This is a genomic window from Blastococcus sp. SYSU D00922 (genome assembly GCF_054050495.1).
Genome location: NZ_JBJGZL010000002.1, coordinates 381,541 through 401,408 on the forward strand (window position 1 = coordinate 381,541; position 19,868 = coordinate 401,408).

Annotated in this window: 21 protein-coding genes; 13 read left to right on the forward strand and 8 right to left on the reverse strand. The window is 74.1% G+C overall.

What is annotated here, in order from left to right; genetic code table 11:
* Positions 1–98 precede the first annotated feature (98 nt).
* The gene (locus tag ACI78T_RS04480; RefSeq protein WP_456556872.1) at positions 99–938 is read left to right on the forward strand and encodes an SDR family NAD(P)-dependent oxidoreductase; all 840 of its coding nucleotides are present in this window, start codon (positions 99–101) and stop codon (positions 936–938) included.
* Positions 935–1,519 carry a TetR/AcrR family transcriptional regulator gene (locus tag ACI78T_RS04485; RefSeq protein ID WP_456556873.1) on the forward strand — a complete coding sequence of 195 codons (585 nt, stop codon included), beginning with the start codon at positions 935–937 and terminating at the stop codon, positions 1,517–1,519. The genes ACI78T_RS04480 and ACI78T_RS04485 overlap by 4 nt, the downstream gene beginning before the upstream one ends.
* Positions 1,520–1,522: 3 nt before the next feature.
* Here ACI78T_RS04485 and ACI78T_RS04490 read toward each other — a convergent pair whose 3' ends face one another.
* Positions 1,523–2,098, reverse strand: coding sequence for a class I SAM-dependent methyltransferase (locus tag ACI78T_RS04490; protein ID WP_456556874.1), 576 nt, complete (start codon positions 2,096–2,098; stop codon positions 1,523–1,525).
* Between the two features lie 294 nt (positions 2,099–2,392).
* Here ACI78T_RS04490 and ACI78T_RS04495 point away from each other — a divergent pair, with 294 nt between their 5' ends.
* From ACI78T_RS04495 to ACI78T_RS04510, 4 genes are all read left to right on the forward strand, one after another.
* Positions 2,393–2,596, forward strand: a complete 204-nt coding sequence (locus ACI78T_RS04495; protein WP_456556875.1) for a cold-shock protein — start codon at positions 2,393–2,395, stop codon at positions 2,594–2,596.
* A 100-nt stretch (positions 2,597–2,696) separates the two neighbouring features.
* Positions 2,697–4,382 carry a ribonuclease J gene (locus ACI78T_RS04500; protein ID WP_456556876.1) on the forward strand — a complete coding sequence of 562 codons (1,686 nt, stop codon included), beginning with the start codon at positions 2,697–2,699 and terminating at the stop codon, positions 4,380–4,382.
* A 121-nt stretch (positions 4,383–4,503) separates the two neighbouring features.
* Entirely contained in the window at positions 4,504–4,701 is a 198-nt protein-coding gene (locus ACI78T_RS04505) for a hypothetical protein (protein ID WP_456556877.1), read from the forward strand.
* A 77-nt stretch (positions 4,702–4,778) separates the two neighbouring features.
* A complete protein-coding gene (locus tag ACI78T_RS04510; RefSeq protein WP_456556878.1) occupies positions 4,779–6,443 on the forward strand; it encodes a Na+/H+ antiporter in 1,665 nt (554 codons plus the stop codon).
* Between the two features lie 7 nt (positions 6,444–6,450).
* On the opposite strand, the gene ACI78T_RS04515 is transcribed toward ACI78T_RS04510, so the two are convergent.
* Genes ACI78T_RS04515 through ACI78T_RS04530 form a run of 4 tightly spaced genes read right to left on the reverse strand, consistent with a single transcriptional unit; the run spans position 6,451 to position 10,368 of the window.
* Entirely contained in the window at positions 6,451–7,314 is an 864-nt protein-coding gene (locus tag ACI78T_RS04515; protein WP_456556879.1) for a dioxygenase family protein, read from the reverse strand.
* A gap of 53 nt (positions 7,315–7,367) precedes the next feature.
* Positions 7,368–8,339 carry a quinone oxidoreductase family protein gene (locus tag ACI78T_RS04520; RefSeq protein WP_456556880.1) on the reverse strand — a complete coding sequence of 324 codons (972 nt, stop codon included), beginning with the start codon at positions 8,337–8,339 and terminating at the stop codon, positions 7,368–7,370.
* A gap of 2 nt (positions 8,340–8,341) precedes the next feature.
* Positions 8,342–9,190 (reverse strand): citryl-CoA lyase, encoded by an 849-nt coding sequence (locus ACI78T_RS04525; RefSeq protein WP_456556881.1) that lies wholly within the window; start codon positions 9,188–9,190, stop codon positions 8,342–8,344.
* The gene (locus ACI78T_RS04530; protein WP_456556882.1) at positions 9,187–10,368 is read right to left on the reverse strand and encodes a CaiB/BaiF CoA transferase family protein; all 1,182 of its coding nucleotides are present in this window, start codon (positions 10,366–10,368) and stop codon (positions 9,187–9,189) included. Before ACI78T_RS04530 ends, ACI78T_RS04525 begins: the two co-directional genes overlap by 4 nt.
* A gap of 229 nt (positions 10,369–10,597) precedes the next feature.
* Between ACI78T_RS04530 and ACI78T_RS04535 the strand changes: the two genes are divergently transcribed.
* Both ACI78T_RS04535 and ACI78T_RS04540 read left to right on the forward strand, forming a co-directional pair.
* Complete coding sequence (locus ACI78T_RS04535) at positions 10,598–12,082, forward strand: amidohydrolase family protein (protein ID WP_456556883.1); 1,485 nt, start codon at positions 10,598–10,600, stop codon at positions 12,080–12,082.
* Positions 12,083–12,179: 97 nt separating this feature from the next.
* The gene (locus tag ACI78T_RS04540; RefSeq protein ID WP_456556884.1) at positions 12,180–13,010 is read left to right on the forward strand and encodes an IclR family transcriptional regulator domain-containing protein; all 831 of its coding nucleotides are present in this window, start codon (positions 12,180–12,182) and stop codon (positions 13,008–13,010) included.
* A 13-nt stretch (positions 13,011–13,023) separates the two neighbouring features.
* Here the strand turns inward: ACI78T_RS04540 and ACI78T_RS04545 are convergent, their stop codons facing one another.
* On the reverse strand, positions 13,024–14,007 hold the full coding sequence (locus ACI78T_RS04545; RefSeq protein ID WP_456556885.1) for a sulfotransferase: 984 nt from the start codon (positions 14,005–14,007) through the stop codon (positions 13,024–13,026).
* A gap of 86 nt (positions 14,008–14,093) precedes the next feature.
* On the opposite strand from ACI78T_RS04545, the gene ACI78T_RS04550 reads away from it, so the two are divergent.
* The 3 genes from ACI78T_RS04550 to ACI78T_RS04560 all read left to right on the forward strand — a co-directional run bounded on the left by ACI78T_RS04550 (position 14,094) and on the right by ACI78T_RS04560 (position 16,282).
* Positions 14,094–15,020 carry a hypothetical protein gene (locus ACI78T_RS04550; RefSeq protein ID WP_456556886.1) on the forward strand — a complete coding sequence of 309 codons (927 nt, stop codon included), beginning with the start codon at positions 14,094–14,096 and terminating at the stop codon, positions 15,018–15,020.
* Positions 15,021–15,326: 306 nt separating this feature from the next.
* Positions 15,327–15,872 (forward strand): cysteine dioxygenase, encoded by a 546-nt coding sequence (locus ACI78T_RS04555; protein WP_456556887.1) that lies wholly within the window; start codon positions 15,327–15,329, stop codon positions 15,870–15,872.
* Positions 15,869–16,282 (forward strand): rhodanese-like domain-containing protein, encoded by a 414-nt coding sequence (locus ACI78T_RS04560; RefSeq protein ID WP_456556888.1) that lies wholly within the window; start codon positions 15,869–15,871, stop codon positions 16,280–16,282. Before ACI78T_RS04555 ends, ACI78T_RS04560 begins: the two co-directional genes overlap by 4 nt.
* Positions 16,283–16,341: 59 nt before the next feature.
* Here the strand turns inward: ACI78T_RS04560 and ACI78T_RS04565 are convergent, their stop codons facing one another.
* The gene (locus ACI78T_RS04565; protein ID WP_456556889.1) at positions 16,342–16,869 is read right to left on the reverse strand and encodes an N-acetyltransferase family protein; all 528 of its coding nucleotides are present in this window, start codon (positions 16,867–16,869) and stop codon (positions 16,342–16,344) included.
* An 86-nt stretch (positions 16,870–16,955) separates the two neighbouring features.
* Between ACI78T_RS04565 and ACI78T_RS04570 the strand changes: the two genes are divergently transcribed.
* The gene (locus tag ACI78T_RS04570; RefSeq protein WP_456556890.1) at positions 16,956–17,429 is read left to right on the forward strand and encodes a hypothetical protein; all 474 of its coding nucleotides are present in this window, start codon (positions 16,956–16,958) and stop codon (positions 17,427–17,429) included.
* On the forward strand, positions 17,402–17,881 hold the full coding sequence (locus ACI78T_RS04575; RefSeq protein WP_456556891.1) for a VanZ family protein: 480 nt from the start codon (positions 17,402–17,404) through the stop codon (positions 17,879–17,881). The genes ACI78T_RS04570 and ACI78T_RS04575 overlap by 28 nt, the downstream gene beginning before the upstream one ends.
* Here ACI78T_RS04575 and ACI78T_RS04580 read toward each other — a convergent pair.
* Positions 17,824–19,827, reverse strand: coding sequence for a S41 family peptidase (locus tag ACI78T_RS04580; RefSeq protein ID WP_456556892.1), 2,004 nt, complete (start codon positions 19,825–19,827; stop codon positions 17,824–17,826). The two genes, ACI78T_RS04575 and ACI78T_RS04580, sit on opposite strands and share 58 nt — an antisense overlap.
* Positions 19,828–19,868 lie beyond the last annotated feature (41 nt).

The following is a 19,868-nucleotide window of genomic DNA, read 5'->3' on the forward strand; positions in this document are numbered from 1 at the left end:
GTCGGCTGCCGGTGGCCGGGGTCAGGGGCCGCCGCGAGCCATCACGCTACTAGAGGAATGTTCTAGAGCAATCCTGCAGCAAGCGCTACAGTCCGCCTATGACGACGGACGGTCGACGCACCGCGCTGGTGACCGGCGGCGCCGGCGGCCTCGGGCTGGCCACGGCGGACGCCCTTGCCGCACAGGGCCTCTCCGTGGTGCTCCTCGCCCGCGATGCGGAGCGCGGTGAGGCGGCTCGCGACCGGCTGCGGACGGCCCACGAGGTGCCGGTCGAGCTCGTCGTCGGCGACCTGTCCGACACCGCGTCCGTGCGCGCATCCGCCGCCGTCCTGTCGGCCTGCCCGCGGCTGGACGTGCTCGTGCACAACGCCGGCATCTGGCCCAGCCGCCGGTGTCTGAACGCCGACGGCGTGGAGCAGGCGTTCGCCGTCAACCACCTCGCCCCGTTCCTGCTGAACGCCCTGCTGGAGGACCGGCTCGCGGAGTCCGGCGCCCGCGTCGTCCAGGTCAGCGCCGGCATCTACGTCAAGGGGCGGGCCGAACCCGGGGTGACCGCGATCGGCGAGCGGTTCTCCTCCCTGCGCACCTACGCCGACACCAAGCTGTGCAACCTCGCCATGATCCCGCTCTGGGCCCGCCGGTGGGAGCCTCGCGGCGTGACGATCGACGCCGTCCACCCCGGTGTGCTGCGGACGGCACTCGGGGACCGCGGCGGCCCGGTGGGACTGCTGCTCCGGCTGGCCAAGCGGTCGTGGGAGGCCCCGGAGCTCGGCGCCGCGCGGGTGGCGCGGCTGGCGACCGTCCCCGAGCTCGCGGCGGGCACCGGCCGCTACTTCGAGTGCGAGTCGGAGGTGCCCCTGGCGCCCCCCGCGGACGACTCCGCGCTGGCGCCGGCGCTCTGGGACGAGGCCGTGCGCCTCACCGGGGCGGCCCTGTGACGACGCGGGGGCGGGAGACCAGCGCGCGGCTGCTCGACGCGGCCCTGGCCGTGCACACCGAGGCCGGCCACGACGGCATGACGGTGCAGGCGGTCCTGGACCGCAGCGGGGTCAGCCTGGGCAGCCTCTACCACCACTTCGGCAGCGCCGGCGGGCTGGCGGCGGCGCTGTACGCCCGGTGCCTGGGCGAGCTGCTCGACGCCGTCCTCGAGGCCCTGCGGCGCACCCGCACCGCGGCCACCGGCGTCCGCGCCGTGGTGACCTCCTACCTGCGCTTCACCGCCGAGCACCCCGACGTGGCCCGCTACGTCCACGCGTCGTCGTACGCGTCGTTCCTGCCCGCCCACGCGCCGGGGATCGCGGCCTCGATCGGACCGCGGACCGGGGAGCTGCACGGCTGGTTCGCCCGCCAGGTGGCCGCCGGCCGGGTGGTGGACGTCCCGGCGGAGGTGCTGGAGGTGCTCGTCGTCGGCCCGCCGGCCGAGCTGGCCCGGCGCTGGCTGGCCGGGGCGCCGGGGGTCGATCTCGCCGCGGCGGGGACCAGCCTGGCCGAGCGGGTGTGGCAGGCCGTCCGGGCCTGAGCGTCAGCCTGCCTCGGGCGCGACCCGGCAGGCGAAGAGGAAGGCCGGCGGCACGTTCAGCGGCGAGATGCGCCGGCGGACCGAGCCGAACAGGCGGCGCAGCTCCGACTGGATGAGCGGCGAGTACTGGATGACGAGCGCGACCCCGCCGGGACCGAGGGCACCCGGCAGCGACTCGAGGATCCGGCGGCGGAGCTTCGGCTCCAGCGAGGTGAACGGCAGCGCGCACACGAGGACGTCGGCCCGCTCCTCCCCCAGGTGGTCGCGCAGGTGCTCGGCGGAGTCGCACACCACCTGCAGGCGCGGGTCGTCGAAGCGCTCCTCCAGCAGCGTCACCAGCCGGGGGTCGATCTCCAGCGCCACCAGCCGGGCGTCGGGGCCCATCCGGGCGAGGATCTCCCCCGTCTGCGACCCCGTCCCGGCCCCCAGCTCGACGACGAGGGAGGCGGCGGGCACGTCGGCCATGTCGAGCATGTCGCGCACCGCGAGCCGGGACGTCGGGAGGATGGCGCCGACCTGGCGAGGATTGGTGGCGAACGCGCGGAGGAAGCGGAGCCGATCGGCCAGTTGCTGGTTCATGCGTGCCTTCCGGACCTGGGGAGCGGGTCCGGCGCCCGGCTCTCCGCAGCACGATGGCACGGACCGTCCGCCGGTGCAGCCCGGGCGGCGCCACCCGGACGAGGGGTCCGCAACCGCTCCCGAGCGGCGGCAGCGTACGGTTGGTCCCGGTCGCTGTCGTGCCTCTGCTTCGTTCTCGAACGTCCGCAGTCGTCTTCTGCCTGACGTTCCTCTCGGTCCTGCCGGTGGTGCAGCGACCCGGCGACCGGCAGTCAGCCGGTCGGCGACACCCCCAGCACGGAAGAGAAGAACAGCATGGCTCAGGGCACTGTGAAGTGGTTCAACGCGGAGAAGGGCTTCGGGTTCATCGCCCAGGACGGCGGCGGCGCCGACGTCTTCTGCCACTACTCGGCGATCCAGACCAACGGCTACAAGTCGCTGGACGAGGGTCAGCAGGTCGAGTTCGACATCACCCAGGGCCAGAAGGGCCCGCAGGCGGAGAACGTCCGCCCGCTCTGAACCACCCCGGACGGGGGTCACGGCGCGACGCGCCGTGGCCCCCGTTCCGCGTTCCCGGGCCCCTGCTGCGACGTCGGCACCCCGCCGTACCGTTCGGGGCATGAGTCGCACGCACCGTGAACTGCGCACACCCCCACCGCTGCCCGACGGCGGGCTGCGGGTGATCGCGCTCGGCGGTCTCGGTGAGATCGGCCGGAACATGACGGTGTTCGAGCACGCCGGCAAGCTGCTGGTCGTCGACATCGGGGTCCTCTTCCCCGAGGAGCACCAGCCCGGCGTCGACGTGATCCTCCCCGACTTCACCGCCATCCGGGACCGGCTCGACGACGTCGTCGCGATCGTGCTGACCCACGGCCACGAGGACCACATCGGCGGCGTCCCGTACCTGCTGCGCGAGCGCGCCGACATCCCGCTCGTCGGCTCGAAGCTGACGCTGGCGTTCATCGAGGCCAAGCTCAAGGAGCACAAGATCCGCCCGGAGACCGTGCAGGTCTCCGAGGGCGACCTGGTCGACTTCGGCCCGTTCGGCCTGGAGTTCCTGGCCGTCAACCACTCGATCCCCGACGCGCTCGCCGTCGCGATCCGCACCGCCGCCGGCCTGGTGCTGCACACGGGCGACTTCAAGATGGACCAGTTCCCCCTCGACCGGCGGATCACCGACCTGCGCGGCTTCGCCCGGCTCGGCGAGGAGGGCGTGGACCTGTTCCTCACCGACTCCACGAACGCCGAGGTCCCCGGCTTCACCACGTCGGAGGGCGAGCTCGTCCCGGCGATCGAGAAGGTCTTCCGGACCGCCCCCAAGCGGGTGATCGTCTCCAGCTTCGCCAGCCACGTGCACCGCATCCAGCAGGTGCTCGACCAGGCGCACGCGCACGGCCGCAAGGTCGCCTTCGTGGGCCGGTCGATGGTCCGCAACATGGGCATCGCGCGGGAGCTCGGCTACCTGAACGTGCCCGACGGCCTGGTCGTCGACATGAAGGTGCTGGAGAAGCTGCCGGCCGACCAGGTCTGCCTGATCTGCACCGGCTCCCAGGGCGAGCCGATGGCGGCGCTGGCCCGCATGGCCAACCGCGACCACGTCATCCGCATCAGCGAGGGCGACACCGTCCTGCTGGCCAGCTCTCTCGTGCCGGGCAACGAGAACGCGATCTACCGGGTCATCAACGAGCTGACCCGCTGGGGCGCGAACGTGGTGCACAAGGGCAACGCCAAGGTGCACGTGTCCGGCCACGCCAGCGCCGGCGAGCTCGTCTACTGCTACAACATCGTCAAGCCGCGCAACGTCATGCCGGTGCACGGCGAGTGGCGCCACCTCAAGGCCAACGGCGAGCTGGCCGTCCGCACCGGCGTGCACCCCAAGGGCGTCGTCCTGGCCGAGGACGGCTTCGCCGTCGACCTGGTCGGCGGCCGGGTGCGCATCAGCGGCAAGGTGCCCGCCGGCAACGTGTACGTGGACGGCGAGACGGTGGGCGGGGCCACCGAGGCCCACCTCAAGGACCGGCGCAACCTCGCCGAGGAGGGCGTCATCACCGTCGTCGCCATCGTCGACGCCGACACCGGCATGCTGGCCGAGCCCCCGGACTTCCTCGCCCGCGGTTTCGTCCACGACGAGACGACGTTCGACGCCGTCGTCCCCCTCGTCGAGAAGGCGCTGGCCAAGGCCGCCGAGGAAGGCGTGGGCGGCGCCGTGCAGCTCGAGCAGCTGATCTCGCGGGCCGTCGGCCAGTGGGCGCACCGCACCTACCGGCGCAGCCCGATGATCATCCCGATCGTCATCGACGCCTGACCGCGGGGAACGCCGCGGCGCCGGTCGCGCGTTGAGGTGGCGGGTCGTCTTCAGCTCGGGCCCCGGGCTGCCGATGCTCCTGGTGCCACGACGACACCGAGAACGACCGAGGAGACGCGACATGGACTACCTGCGCCGCCTGCAGATGGAACGGCCCGTCCTGTTCTACATCGTGCTGTTCGCCGGGATCTTCGTCGCCTTCCAGCTCCTGCTGTTCGTCGCCGGGCTGATCCTCGGGCCGTTCGGGGTGCCGGCCTGGGCGCCGCTGCTGCTGGTGATGGGCGTCCTCGTCCTGGTCGCCCGGCGCCAGAACCGCTGACGACGCACCGCGCGGCGCAGCAGCGCGGCTGACCCCGACCTCCCGGACCTCGAGGCGCCGTCCGGGAGGATGCGGTGATGCACGCCGAGACGCTGTTGCTGCTGGTCCTCGGCGCGGTCGCCGTCATCGTCGCCGTCCGGTGGGTGGCCGGGCGGACGGGCCTGCCGGCGGCGGCCCTGCTCACGCTCGTCGGCCTCGTCTACGCGTTCCTGCCCGGCCCGAACGTCACCCTGGACCCCGAACTCGTCCTCACGCTCATCCTGCCGCCGCTGCTCTACAGCGCGGCGCTGGACTCCTCGCTGACCGCCATCCGCCGCAACCTGCGCACCGTCGTCAGCCTGTCGGTGCTGCTGGTGCTGGCCACGGCGCTCGTCATCGGCATCGGCTTCGAGCTCTTCGTCGCCGGCGCCACCCTGGCCGCCGGCATCGCCCTGGGCGCGGCCGTCGCCCCGCCGGACCCCGTCGCGGCCCTGGCCGTCGGGCGCCGGGCCGGGTTGCCGCCGCGGCTGATCACCCTGATCCAGGGCGAGGGCCTGCTCAACGACGCCACCGCGCTCACCATCCTGGGCGTCGCCATCGCGGCCACCCAGGGCGAGGGGTTCTCCACCCCCGGGGCCGTCGGCCAGTTCCTGTTCGCGGCCGTCGGCGGCGTGGCTGCCGGTGTGGCGGTCTCCTACGCGGTCCGCCCCCTTCGCCGGCTGCGCAGCGACCCCCTGTCGTCGAACGCGGTCTCGCTGGCCACCCCTTTCGTCGCCTACCTGCTGGGCGAGGCGCTGCACGTCTCCGGCGTGCTGGCGGTGGTCGTCGCCGGGCTGATCATCGGGCACAACAACCCCAGCTGGGCCTCGGGCGCCAGCCGCCTGCAGACCAACGCCGTGTGGCGGCTCGTCGACTTCCTCCTGGAGGGCTTCGTCTTCCTCCTCATCGGCCAGCAGCTGCCGTCGGTCATCGACGGGCTAGGGGCGTACGAGACCTCCACCATCGTCATCGCGGCGTCCATCACGGTGGGCGTCGTCCTGCTGCTGCGGCCGCTGTGGCTCTGGGTCACCGAGCACCTGCCCCAGGCGATGCACGCCCGGCTGACCGACCAGGACCTCGACGGCGACGGCGACCCGGACGCCGGCCAGCAGGCCACTGGCCGGTTGTCGGGACGGGAGATCGTCGTCCTCAGCTGGGCGGGGACCCGCGGCGTCATCAGCCTGGCCGCGATCTTCGCGCTGCCGCTCACCACGGACGACGGGTCGCCGTTCCCCGACCGGGAGCTGCTGCTCTTCTGCGCGTTCCTCGCCGTGCTGGTCACGCTCGTCGGTCAGGGGCTGACGTTCGCCCCGCTGGTGCGCGCCCTGGGCCTGCGCGCCGACGAGGCCGACCAGGCGCGGCTGCGCAACCTCGCCCGGATGGCGTCGGTGGAGGCGGCGATGGCGCGGCTGGACGAGATGGCGGCCGAGGAGCACGACGACGTGGACGACAAGGCGATCGCCGCCATCCGCGCGCAGCTCGCCGTGCGGCTCGCCCGGTACCGCAAACGCCTCGACCTGCTCGACACCGCCGAGGCCGGCGAGATCCCGCTGTCACCGCAGTACGAGGCGGCCCTCCGGCTGCGCCGCATGGTCATCGACACCCAGCGCCACGAGCTGCTGCGCTGGCGGGACGTCGGCCGGCTGCCCGACGAGAGCCTGCGCACGCTCGAGCGCGAGCTCGACCACGAGGAAGGACTGCTCCCCGCCCGCAGCGCCGGGTGACCCGCCGTCAGCCCTGCGGCTGCAGGACGAAGTCGTACCGCGCCTCGACCCACGGCACGTCGCTGCTCCCGCCGTCCGGCGTCGGGCCCGGCTCGCGCTCCTCGTAGCGGACGACGAGCTCGGCCTTGACGCCGAAGACGACGTCGCTGTCGAGGTAGTCGGCGCCCTCCTGGAACAGGTGGGTGATCAGCGGCTCGTAGCCGGGCACGTTGAGCAGGAAGTGGACGTGCGCCGGGCGGAAGTGGCTGATCTCGGTCCGGGAGATCAGCTCGCCGACGGGGCCGTCCATCGGGATCGTGTAGCCGAGCGGGGCGACCGTGCGCAGGCAGTAGGTGCCGTCCTCGCGGCTGGTGTACTTCGCCCGCAGCCGCGCCTCATCGACGTCGGCGTGCTGCGACTCGTAGAGCCCCTCGTTGTCGGCCTGCCAGATGTCGAGGACGGCACCGGGCACCGGGTTCCCCTCGAGGTCCTTGACGACGCCGTGCAGGTACAGCGGCGTGCCGGGCAGCCCCTGCGACATGTCCTCGCCGTAGCCGAGCTGCGGCGAGCCCTCGATGTGGAACGGGCCCAGCACGGTCGCGGGCGTCGCCCGCGGGTCGAGCGCGTGGTTCATCTGGACGACGAGCATCGACAGACCCAGCACGTCGGAGGTGAGGATGAACTCCTCGCGCTTCTCGTTGCTGATCTGCCCGGTGCGGTTCAGCCACTGGATCGCGGCCATCCACTCCGCCTCGGTCAGCCGCACCTCGCGGGCGAAGTCGTGCAGATGCCGCACGAGCGCGGTCATCAGCTCGGCGAGGCGGGGGTCCTTCGCCGTCGCCCAGCGCTCCACCGCCAGGTCGGTGATGTTCTCCTCGGTGACCAGCTGCACGGGATCCTCCTGGGACGGGACGCGGCCGGCGGGCGCCGGCCGCGGGGAACGGGTCAGGGTGTCAGCACCAGGCGAGCGCCGGTCCCCCCTGCGGCCTGGCGGCGCCAGGCGTCGGACACGGCCCCGAGGTCGAGCACCTCGTGGGCGACGGAGATGCGGCCGGCCGCGGCGTGCCGGGCCACCGCGGCGATCGCCTGCGCCCGCTCGGCCGGCGTCAGCGCGTTGTTCGTGTAGCCGAGCACCGCGGCCGACTTGCTGCGCAGCACGGCCGAGGAGAACTCGGCGACGTCACCCGAGGCGCCGCCCAGGTTGACCAGGCGGCCGCGCTCCCCCAGCACGCGGGACGCCGCGGTGGCCGCCGACCCGAACACCGGGTCGACGACGACGTCCGCCCGGCCGTTGCAGGCGTCCTGGAAGCGCGCGGTCAGGGCGTCGGTGTCGCCCTCGAGCGGCACGACCACGTCGGCGCCGAGCTCGCGGGCCCGCCGCTGCGCCTCCGGAGACCGGCACACGGCGACCACCCGGCCGGCGCCCAGCACCCGCGCCGCACCGATCGCCGACTGCCCCACGGCCCCGCCGGCGCCGAGCACCAGCACGGTCTCGCCGGCGCGGAGCCGGCCGGGTCCGGTCAGCACCATCCACGCGGCGACCGCCGACAACCCGAGCGCGGCGAGGTGCTCGTCGGGCAGGTCCTGGTCGACCGGCACGAGGTCGGCCTCCGGGACGGCGCACCGCTCGGCCAGACTGCCGTCGCCCGGGGCCATCCCGGCGCTCGTGGCGAACCAGACGCGGGTGCCGGCGGGCAGCGTCGCGGACTCCTCCACGACGCCGACGCCCTGGACGCCGGGCACGTAGGGCACCGCCGGGCGGCCGAAGTAGGAGGTGCCCGACGCCGCGAGCAGGTCCAGCGGCACGATCGGCGCCGCGGTCACCCGGACGACGCCGCGGCCCTCCGACGCCACGGGATCCGGGTGCGTCGCGCAGGCAGGGGGCTGCCCGGGCTCGGTGACGACGGCGGCGCGCACGGTCAGCCCTCCTCGTCCGCGGGGTCGACGTGGACGGCCGGATCGACGTAGACCGCGTTGCGGTCGACGGCGAGGTAGGCGTCCATCCCGATCGGCCGGCGCCGCTCCTCGGCGATCTGCCCGAGCAGGCCTGCGGCACGGGCCAGCAGCGCGAACCCGCGGAGCAGCTCCACGGGCAGCCCGAGGTCGGCCAGCGCCGCGCCGCAGACGCCGGCGCCGTTGAGCGGCAGCCGCCGGCCGAGCACCTGCTCGTGCACCCGGCCGATCGCCTCGAACAGGCGCAGGTGCGGCCCGCGCAGCCCTTCCTCCTCGGCGATCCCGATCAGCACCGGCGTCCGCGGGTCGCCCTGCTTGTGCACCGGGTGGCCGAGCCCGGGGACGAACCGCTTCGCCGCCCGGGTCGCGGTGACCGCCTCCAGAGCCAGGGCGTCCCAGCCGGCGTCGTCCGTGGGGAGGTCGTCCTGCGCGGCGATCACCTCGTGCAGGTAGGTGCCGCAGTCCTCGGTGACCCCGAGGAACCGGGACCCGCCGCCCAGCAGGCCCGCGGCGAGCGCACCCTGCAGCGAGTCGGGCGCCGAGAGGTAGGTGAGGCGGGCGGCGATCGCCGTCGGCGTGAACCCGTGGTCGGCGAGCGCGACGAGCACCGCCTCGAACACGCGCGTCTCCGACGGCGTGGGCCGGCGCAGGGCGACCAGCCAGAAGGCGAGCTCACCGAACCCGACCTTGCCCATGAGGTCGGCGGTGAGGTCCTGCCCCAGCAGCCGGATCTCGTCGGCGGTCGACGTGCCCAGGGACGTCGGGAAGGACAGATGGCCGGGGGCGGCGGGGCGGGACTGACCAGCAGAGCTCACGAGGCCTCCTCCGCCAGCCAGGCCCTGATCTCGGCGCCGTGCTCGTCGAGCGCCGGCGGCGGCAGCCGGTAGCCGGGCGCGGTCGCCGAGAAGGTGATCGGGTTGCGCACCGAGGGCACCGCGGCCGCCCCCTTCCCCACGGTCACGACCGGGTCCAGACCGATGTCCTGCGCGAAGGCCACCCCCTGGTCGATCGTGTTGATCGGCCCGCAGGGCACCCCGGCCCCGATGATGTCGCGGAACCAGTCCATCTTCGAGCGGGTGCGCAGCCGCTCGACGAGCAGCGGCCTGAGCTCGTCGCGGTTGGCGGTGCGGTCCTCGTTGCGGCGGAACCGAGGATCGTCGACCAGCTCGGGGATCCCGAGGACCTCGCACAGCCGGCGGAACTGGCCGTCGTTCCCGGCGGTGATGATCAGCTCGCCGTCGGCGCACGGCAGGGGCTCGTACGGGAACAGGCTCGGGTGGCTGTTGCCCATCCGGAACGGGACGACGCCGCCCGCGACGAAGGCGCTGGTCTGGTTCACCAGCCCGGACAGCGCGGAGCTGAGCAGGTTGACCTCCACGTGCTGCCCGGCGCCCGTCTCGTGCCGGTGGTTGAGCGCGGAGAGCACGCCGATGGTGGCGTGCAGGCCGGCCATCACGTCGAACAGCGCCACCCCGGCCCGGTAGGGCTCGCCGTCGGTGTCGCCGGTCAGGCTCATGAACCCCGAGATGGCCTGCACGATGAGGTCGTAGCCGGGCAACGATGCGCCGCCGCCGCTGCCGAAGCCGCTGATCGAGGCGTAGACCACGCCGGGGTTCACCGCGGCCACCGTGTCGTAGTCGAGGCCGAACCGGGCCAGCCCGCCGGGCTTGAAGTTCTCGACCAGGACGTCGGCCCGGCGGGCCAGCTCCCGGGCGAGCTCGAGGTCGGCGGGGTCCTTGAGGTCGAGGGCCACCGAGCGCTTGTTCCGGTTGACGCCCAGGTAGTAGGTGGACACCCCGTCACGGACCGGGGGCTGCCAGGTGCGGGTGTCGTCCCCGCCCGGCCCCTCGACCTTGACCACCTCGGCCCCGAGGTCGGCCAGCAGCATGGTGCTGTACGGCCCGGCCAGGATCCGGGAGAAGTCCGCGACCAGGAGGCCGGCGAGCGGGCCCCCGCCCGCTCCCGTCCCCGGCTGCACCGGTCCTGAGGTCATCCTGGGCACCGCTCCTCGGAGGCGTTCGCGGACGCATGTCCGTCCGCTCGCCCGGCAGTCTGTTCAGCCGCGGGTGGCGCTGTCAACCAGCACGTCCACGCGCTCCGGTCGCCGTGCGGCAGACCCTTGACAGCCCCTGCACGGCCCGCGAAGGTGACGCGCATCGCACCGGTTGGCCGCTGTGCGGACACCTGTCCGATACGAGACGACGACGTCCGGGGAGGAGACGATGACCCACTCGCAGCCCGCTCCGGAGCCCGGCCGGCCGGTGGTCCTGCGCGGCGGCACGGTGCTGACCATGGACGGCGCGTGCACCGTCCTGCACGACGCCGACGTGCTGGTCGTCGACGACCGCATCGCCGGCGTGGGGCCCCGCCTGGAGGTGCCCGAGGGCACCCAGGAGATCGACGCGTCGGGCGGCATCGTCATGCCCGGGATGATCGACACCCACCGGCACATGTGGCAGACGGCGATGCGCGGCTACGGCGCGGACTGGACGCTCACCCAGTACTTCGTCTGGTACTACCTGGAGCACGGCAAGAAGTTCCGCCCGCAGGACATCGCCGCGGGCAACCGGCTCGCCGCGATCGAGTCCCTGGACGCCGGGGTCACGACCACCGTCGACTGGTCGCACAACCTGCACACCATCGGCCACGGCGAGGCCGCCCTCGAGGCGCTGCGCTCGGTGCCCGGCCGGTTCGTCCTGGCCTACGGCAACATCCAGGCGGGCCCGTGGGAGTGGACCGCCGACCCCGCCGTCCGCTCGTTCCTGGAGCGGCTGCGCGACGAGCGCGACGACATGATGGGCGTGCAGATCGCCTTCGACGTCACCGGCGACCCGGCCTTCCCCGAGAAGGCCGCCTTCGAGGTCGCGCGGGAGCTCGGTCTCCCGGTCACCACCCACGCCGGCGTCTGGGGTGCGACCAGCGACACCGGCATCCAGCAGATGTACGACGGCGGGTTCATGACCCCGGAGACCACCTACGTGCACGCCTCCACGCTGACCCGGGACAGCTACCAGCGGATCGCCGCCACCGGCGGCTCGATCTCGGTGGCCACGGAGTCGGAGTGCTCCGCCGGCCAGGGTCACGCTCCCACCGAGCAGGTGCTGCAGTACGGCATCCCGGTGTCGCTGTCGATGGACACCAGCGTCTGGTGGAGCGGCGACATGTTCTCCGCGATGCGGTCCACCCTCAACGCCGACCGCATGTCGGAGCACCTGACCGCGCACCTGAAGGGCGACACGATCACCCACCTCCGGCTGCGCGCCCAGCAGGTCGTCGAGTGGTGCACGAAGGGCGGCGCGCACACCATCGGCCGCGACGACGACCTCGGCTCGCTCGAGGTGGGCAAGAAAGCCGACGTCGTCCTGATCAAGAACGAGAACTCGCCGGTGTCCTTCCCGCTGCTCAACCCTCTGGGCCACGTGGCGTTCCAGGCGCAGCGCGGCGACGTGCACACGGTGATCGTCGACGGCCGCGTGGTGAAGCACGACGGCCGGCTGGTGGGCATCGACCTCGGCGCGGTGCGCACCGAGATCGAGAACACCATCGACCACCTCAAGGGCGCGTGCGGCGAGGACGTCTGGGAGGCGGGCATGTTCCCGCAGATGCCCGAGGCCGAGGCGTCGATCCTGGACAACCCGTACCAGTACTCGGACTTCGTGGACGAGTCGAAGCGGGCCGGCGGCGAGGAGCGCGTCCTCGGCCGGTAGGACCGGTCTGCGCACCCGTCCCGTCGATCCCCCCGATGGGGGCGGGTGCGCAGATCTCCCACCGGTGCGGGCCGAGGCTCACGGGAGGATGGACGGCATGGCGGGACGCGGCACGGGGCCGGACTTCGTCGAGGCGCTCGCACGGGGTCTCGACGTCCTCACCTGCTTCGACGCCGACCACCCGGCGATGTCGCTCACCGAGGTGGCGGCCGCGGCGGGGCTCGCGCGCCCGACGGCCCGCCGGCTGCTGCTGACCCTCGAGGAGCTCGGCTACGTCCGCTCGTCGGGCGGCACCTTCGCGCTCATGCCCAAGGTCCTCGACCTCGGCATGGCCTACGTCGGCTCCCTCGGCCTGTGGGACATCGCGCGCCCGCACCTCGAGGAACTGGTCGCCGGCACCGGCGAGTCCTCGTCGATGGCGCAGCTCGACGGCTCCGACATCGTCTACGTCGCGCGGGTGTCGGTGCCCAAGATCATCGCGCTGCGGGTGGAGATCGGGACGCGCTTCCCTGCGGTCCAGACGTCCCAGGGGAAGGTCCTGCTCGCGGCCCTCTCCCCCGACGAGCTGGCCGCCGCGCTGGCGATCCCGAGCCGGGCCGGGCTGCCGCCCTACATCGGAAGGACGGCGGACCAGCTCCAGCGCGAGCTGACCGAGGTCCGGGCGCGGGGCTGGGCGCTGGCCGAGGAGGAGCTCGCCCCCGGCGTGCTGTCCGTGGCCGTGCCGGTCCGGGACGGCGGCGGAGCGGTCCGGGCCGCGATGAACGTCACCGTGCACGCGGCGGAGACGTCGCGGGAGACGCTCGTGCAGGAGCACCTCCCCCGGCTGCTGCGGACCGCCGGTGACGTCAGCGCCGAGTGGGCGCTGTGGCAGTCGCGGCCGCACGTCGAGGTCGCGCGCGGCACCGGGGACGGTTCGGCCACCGCCTGACGCCTCGCTCCGCTCAGGACTCCCGGGCCGGCGCCTGCCGTGACCGGAAGTCGCCCCGGCCGGTGTCCCCCTTCCAGTCGGCGAAGGACTCGCCGGTGAGCTCCTCCAGCAGCGCGATGTCCGGCAGCAGGGGCGCGAGGACGGTGCGGCGGACCTGCACCGGCAGCGCCGGCCGAGGGGCCCGGCCGGCGTGCAGGGCCGCGATCAGCGGGCGGGAGACCTGCCGCCACACCTGGGGTGGCACGGAGGCACCGAGGGCGGCTCCCCCGCGGGCGAGGCGCGAGAGCAGCCGGTACCGGGGCGTGTCGGCGACGAAGGGCTTCACGTTCTCCGGCGCGACGGTGTGCGCGACCCCCGTCGGGACGCCGAGGAAGTCGCTGACGCGGTCGAGGGTCTCCCGCGGGGTGTCGACCAGCTGGCGGTACCGGAGCAGGAACACCCGGTCCCGCGGCACGTGCCGGTAGAGGTCCCGCAGCTGCTCGCCGTACCGGCCCAGCCCGCGGTAGTGCCAGAACGGGGCCCAGCCGTCGGCGATCCGCTGCTCCTCGAGGGCCACGGCGGCGCCGAAGTCCGCCTCGGGCTCGAGACCGTCGGCACGCAGGTGCGCCCAGTTCGAGTAGGCCCGGTCGACCGGGTCGCGGACGACGACGACCACCTTCACGTCCGGGACGTCGGCCACCAGGCGCGCGTGGGCCGCGCGGTCGTACAGGTAGAAGGGGGTGCTCTCGCCGCGCACCGTGCCGGCGGGGGCGCCGTCGAAGAGCGCGAGGTACTCCTCGCGGCGCCAGATCCACTCCTGGGCGCTGTGCGCGTCGCCGGGACCGCGCTGACCGCTCCGGGGTGGCGGGCGCCCGTCCGTGAGGTAGTACTTCGGCTCCTTCACCGGCGACAGGTACAGGCCCGGGTGGGTGGCGAGGGCCGCGTGCAGGGCCGTCGTCCCGGCCTTCGGCGCCCCGGCGATGACGAAGTGGGGCAGTCGCTGGGTGGCGTCGGTCATCAGGTGTCCCTCCGGGGGCCGGTCACGGTCTGGCGCGGGTGTGCACACTGGGCGGCCAGTCCCCCGCACGAGCCCGGAGCCGCCGCATGCCCGCCAGCGCTTCCCCGACCACCCGCCTCCGACCGCCGGAGCCGGAGCCGTTCTGGGCCGACGCCGAGGTCGTCCTCGAACCGGAGGACCCGCGCCCGGGTTCGTGGGCCGGTGGCCCGTCCGCGCAGTTCGTGGACGGGACGTGGTGGCTGGCCTACCGGCTGCGCCGGCCGGTCGGCGCGGGCCGCGGGTTCGCCAACGTGGTGGCGCGCTCCGACGACGGTGTCCGCTTCACCCCCGTGGTGGCGGTCGGCAAGGACGCCTTCGGGGCGGAGTCCCTGGAGCGTCCGGCGCTGGTGCGCACGCCGGAGGGCACCTGGCGCCTGTACGTCAGCTGCGCCACGCCGGGGACGAAGCACTGGCGGGTGGACCTCCTGGAGGCCGACACGGTCGAGGGGCTCGGGACGGCGCTCCCCCGGACCGTGCTCGCCGGCAGCGACCGGTCCGCCGTGAAGGACCCGGTCCTGCGGCACGACGGGCAGCAGTGGCACCTGTGGGCGTCGGTGCACCCGCTCGACGACCCCGACGCGACCGACCGCATGACCACCGAACACGCGACCAGCCCCGACGGCGTGACGTGGCAGTGGCGGGGCACCGCACTGGCCGGGCGCGAGGGGCAGTGGGACGCCCGCGGGGTCCGCTTCGCCACCGTCGTCCTCGACGGTTCCCGCACCTGGGCGCTCTACGACGGGCGGGCCACCGCGGCGGAGAACTGGGAGGAGCGGACGGGGCTGGCCGTGGCCGACGGGAACGGTGGCTTCACCGCCGTCGGGGACCAGCCCTGGCTGCAGAGCCCGCACGCACCCTTCGGCCTCCGCTACGCCGACCACGTGGACCTCGGGGACGGCGGCGTCCGCTGGTTCTACGAGGCCACCCGGGCGGACGGCGGGCACGAGCTGCGCACGGTGCTGCTGCCGCGCTGACGGCGGACGTCCACGTCGCATCCCGATCCTCCTCCCGCGCCGGGACCCGGGGATCCGCACTGGCTGCCGGTCGGCAGCGACACCAATGTCTACCAAACCGATGAACTTGACAGGCAAACCCGGAACTGGTCGTATCGGGGCGTGGTGATCGCGAACGAGCTGTACCGCCGGTCCGCCGTGGACCTGCTGCGGACGGCCAGCGCGCTGTGTCCGGCCTGCTGACGCACGCCTCCACCACCCACCGTTCTCCCGTGCTCCCCCGGCCCCGACCGGAGTGCCGAGCGCGCCCACCTCCCGGGAAGCCCCATGACGCACAGCTCGCTCCTGTCCCCGGCCTTCTCCGACGCCACCACGCGGCGCACCGGCGCCGCCGGCCTGGCCGCCGCGCTCGCCGCCGCCTCCGACCGCTGGCTCGACCTCGTCGAGTTCCGGGCGGCCGGCCGCTGGACCCACCTGCTGACCACCGACGACGCGGCCGACGCGCTCGACCCGTCGCTGCACGCCGAGCTCGCCGACGCGCAGGTCTGGCTGCTCTCCTGGCTGCCCCAGCAGGGCACGCCCCTGCACGACCACGGCACCTCGGCCGGGGCCTTCGCGGTGGTCCGCGGCACGCTGTCCGAGCGGGTGGTCGCCGCCGGCCGCACCGGCGTGCGCGAGTCCGCCGACCTGCTGACCCCCGGGCGGGTACGGCACTTCGGCCCCCACTACGTCCACCAGGTGACGAACGCCGGCACCGAGCCGGCGGTGAGCGTGCACGTCTACACGCCCGGCCTGTCCTGGATGAACACCTACGAGGTCGACGGCGGGACGCTGCGCCGCGCCGGCACCGAGCGCGCCGGGGTGGACTGGTGAGCGCCCCGACCCTCGCCCGGCCGGTCGGCGCGCGCACGATCGACGAGCTGCTCGCCGACGCGCGCTCCCGCATCGACCGCGTGACGCCGCACGAGGCCGCCGCCCGGATCGCCCGCGGCGCCCTCCTCGTGGACATCCGCCCGGCCGCCCAGCGCGCCGCCGAGGGGGAGGTCCCCGGCGCCCTCGTCGTCGAGCGCAACGTCCTGGAGTGGCGCTTCGACCCGGCCAGCGACGCCCGTCTGCCCGAGGCCACGGGCTACGACGTCGAGGTCATCGTGCTGTGCTCGGAGGGCTACACCTCGAGCCTCGCCGCCGACGCCCTGCGCAGCCTGGGCCTTCACCGGACCACCGACCTCGCCGGCGGCTACCGGGCCTGGGCGGCGGCCGGCCTGCCCACCCGCACCCCCTGACCCGCGGTCGGGGGTGCCGCTCGACGGAGGGGCGGCACCCCCGGCCGCGTCCCGTCCGCTCAACCGGGCGCCGACCAGTCGGTGACGAGGTCCTTCTGGTACCAGGCGACGTCGTGCCAGCGGTCCAGCTTCCAGCCCACCCGGCGGTAGGTGCCGGCGAGCTCGAAGCCCAGCGCCCGGTGCAGGCCCTCGCTCGCCTCGTTCGGCAGCGCGACACCGGCCAGGACGGTGCGGATCCCGCGCCCGGCCAGCAGGTCGAGCAGAGCCGTGTACAGCGCCCGTCCGCCGCCCGTTCGCCGGCGCCCCTGGTCCAGGTAGACGCTCACCGTCGCCGACCAGCGGTAGGAGGCCCGGCTCATGAACGGACCGGCGTACGCGTACCCGGTCACCGTGCCGCCGTCCTCCAGCACGAGCCAGGCGTGCTCCCGCTGGGCCGCGGCGATCCGCTCGGCCATCTCCGCCGGTGTCGGCGGCTGGGTCTCGAACGAGATGGCGGTGTCCCGGACGTAGGGCGCGTAGATCTCGGCGCACCGGCCGGCGTCCTCGGGTGCGGCGTCCCGCACCGTCGCGTTCCCGTTCGTCGTCACGGCGGGATCATCGCCGAACGCGTTGCCAGGCGGTGCACAGGTGCTTCCCAGCGGTTCCCCGGCTCGCGGGAGCAGGGTGCGGGGGCATGGACGACGACCCCCGCTCCTGGCTCTTCGACCCCCCGGCCGCCCGTCGTCTGGTGCTGGCCCGGCGCCCCGTCCCGCTGACCGCGGTGGGCGGCGTGGTGTCCGACGTCGTCTGGTCAGAGGTCGTGCAGCTGCTGCGCTGGGCCACCGCGGACGCCGGCGGGATGGCGGGCGTCGAGTCCGGCCGGTGGTGGCGGCTGGCCGCGGCCTGCGCCGACCTGCACCGCCGGCTGCCGGCCCTGGTCGACGAGGTGGGCGAGCCGTGGCACTCCGACGGGTCGGTGCCCGCTCCCGAGGGCCTCGACGGCGAGGGGCGCGTGGCGCGGGCCGTCGCCCGGCTGACCTCGCTCCTCCTCTCCGGGGTGCCCGTCCCGCTCGGGTCGCTCGCGGCCGAGGTGGACGCGCTGGGGGCCGCGGCTCTCACCGTCTACGCCGAGCAGGCCCCGTGGACCGTGCCGGGCCGGGCCACCTGATGCCCGCCCGCCGCGCGCTGGACGGAGCGCTCCTCCTCGCCGTCGCCGTCGTCGCGCTGCTGACCCTCCTGCCGACCGGTTCGGGCTGGGCGTGGGGCGCGCCGTCGTCCGAGCTGCACTGGTACGCGTCCGGCTGGGGCTCGCCGACCGCCATGCTGCAGCTGTTCGGGAACCTGGCCCTGCTCGGCCCGCTCGCCGCCCTCGCCGTCCTCCGCTGGCCCCGCCTCGCGACGCCCGTCCGGCTGGCGGCTACCGCCCTCCCCGTCGCCGTCTCCATCGAGCTGCTGCAGTGGGCGCTGCCGCTGGGACGCGTGGTGTCACCCCTCGACGCGCTGCTCAACGCGACCGGCGCGGTGCTGGGCGGGCTGCTGGTGGCCGCCCTCCGGCCGGGAGGTCAGAGCGGGGCCGTGCGCGCGGCGACCAGCTCACCGTCCGCGAAGCCCTGGACCTGAACCACCGTCGCCCCCGCCGCGCCCGGGAGGGTGAGGGAGGTGGCGCCGTCGGTGACGTCGGTGCTGCTGCGCGGCCGGCCGTCGAGGTAGACGTCGACCCGGTCGATGCCGGTCACCGTGAGCTGCAGGGTGAGGACGCCGGACCCGTCGACCGACGTCGTCATGCCCAGCCGCCGGCGCGGCCGGTCGGCCAGCAGGGCGCCCGCGGCGTCCATCAGGTCGACGTTGCCCTCGAGCACGTCGCGGCGGGTCATGTCGTGGCGCACGTCGGCCCGCACACCGAGGTCCTCGACCGGGGTGCCCGCCAGCGCGCCGACGCGCAGCGTGCGGCGGATCGAGACGCGCATGTCGGCCTGCTTGGGCAGCGGCCGGTAGGGCGAGGCCGGGTCGACCGGGACGTCGCGCAGCGCCTTGAGCAGGCCGTGCGTCCAGACGTTCGCCCCGCCCGCGCCGGTGCTGTCGTCGACGCCCAGCACCGGCCCGATGGCGTGGTCCTGGAAACCGGCGGAGAAGATGTCGGTGGCGGAGTAGCAGCGGGCGTCGGTGATCAGCACGACCGGTCCGAAGTACTTCTGCCCGACGGAGTTGGCGCCGTCCTCCGGGGTGATCGGGAACGCCGACGAGTAGATCGACCCGGTCTCGACCGACTGGTCCATGGACGGGAACCACGGCCCCAGGTCGATCTGGTTGGTCGGGTTGTCCTTGTGCCGTCGGCAGATCTCGAGGTTCAGCGGCGTGCACACGAACTGCACCGGCTCGGGCGTGATCCTTCGCGGGGTCAGGGTCTGCAGCGTGAACTCGCTCGCGAGGATGTGCCCTCCGCCGTTGCCGCGGACGTCGAGGATCAGCCCCTCCTGGGGCAGCAGCTCGACCAGCCGGACGAACTCCGCCACGAAGGCGGCCGGGTCCGGCACGTTGAAGGTGAAGATCCGCAGGTGGCCGAAGACGCCCGACGCCGTCTGCACGCTGCGGGCGCGGAAGACCAGCGGCATCGACGACGGCACGTCCGCACCGACGGCGGCGGGCTCGGCGGACAGCTCGATGGCCTCGTTGCCGAGGCTCTGCTCCACGGCGCGCGGGGCGAACAGCAGCGCCCGGGCACGCCCCGTCTCGTCGGCGTGCAGGTCCAGGCCCATGGACGCCGCGGCCTCCGTGAGCACCTCGGCGTCGGCCATCGCGGGGGCGTTCGGGGCGACCAGCCACGGCTCCCGCAGCTCCCGGCGGACGCCGTCCCGGTCGAGGTAGCTCACGGTCACCCACTCCTCCTCCGGGGGCAGGTGCAGGCGCAGGGACCGCACCGTCAGCGAGTCGACGCCCCGCGCCAGGCGGGCCGCCGTGTTGCTCCCGGCGAACCGGTCGGCGTTGACCGCCACCGCGCGGTCGATCGGCATGCCGTTCCAGTGCGTGATCCGCACGCCCACGTCGAAGGTCGGCGTGGAGAAGCCCGCGGCGAGGCGGGTGACGATGTAGGTGGTCCGGTCGCCGTCGGCGCACTTCTCCACCTGGAACGGCAGGTAGGCGATCATCCCGGCGAACGGCTGCGGCAGCAGGTAGTTGGTGTGCAGGTCGCGCACCGAGTGGAAGATCGCGGACATCTCCTGGTGGAAGGACCGCTCCGGGTCCATCGTCGCGTCGGTCTGCCGGAGCAGACGGGCGCGCAGCAGGCGCAGCCGCTGGACCGGGTTCACCGCGTGCATCGCCGACTTCAGGGGCAGGTGCACGTAGTTGCCCTCGAGCATCAGCAGGGCCTGCCCGACGATCGTCATGCGCTCGGCGAGCGTCAGCGTCCCGGCGGTCCGCAGGAACTCGTGCAGCGGGACGGACCCCGGCACGGCGGCGTCGCCGGCGCCGAACGCGACGGTCAGCTCGGCGGGCAGGAGGTCGTCGGCCCGCTCGTCCGCGGCGCGGCGCGGGGTGGGCATCTCTACGTAGGTGGCCAGCGTCATCGGATCGCCTCGTTCGTGCGGCTGCGCGAGGGCAGCGGTTC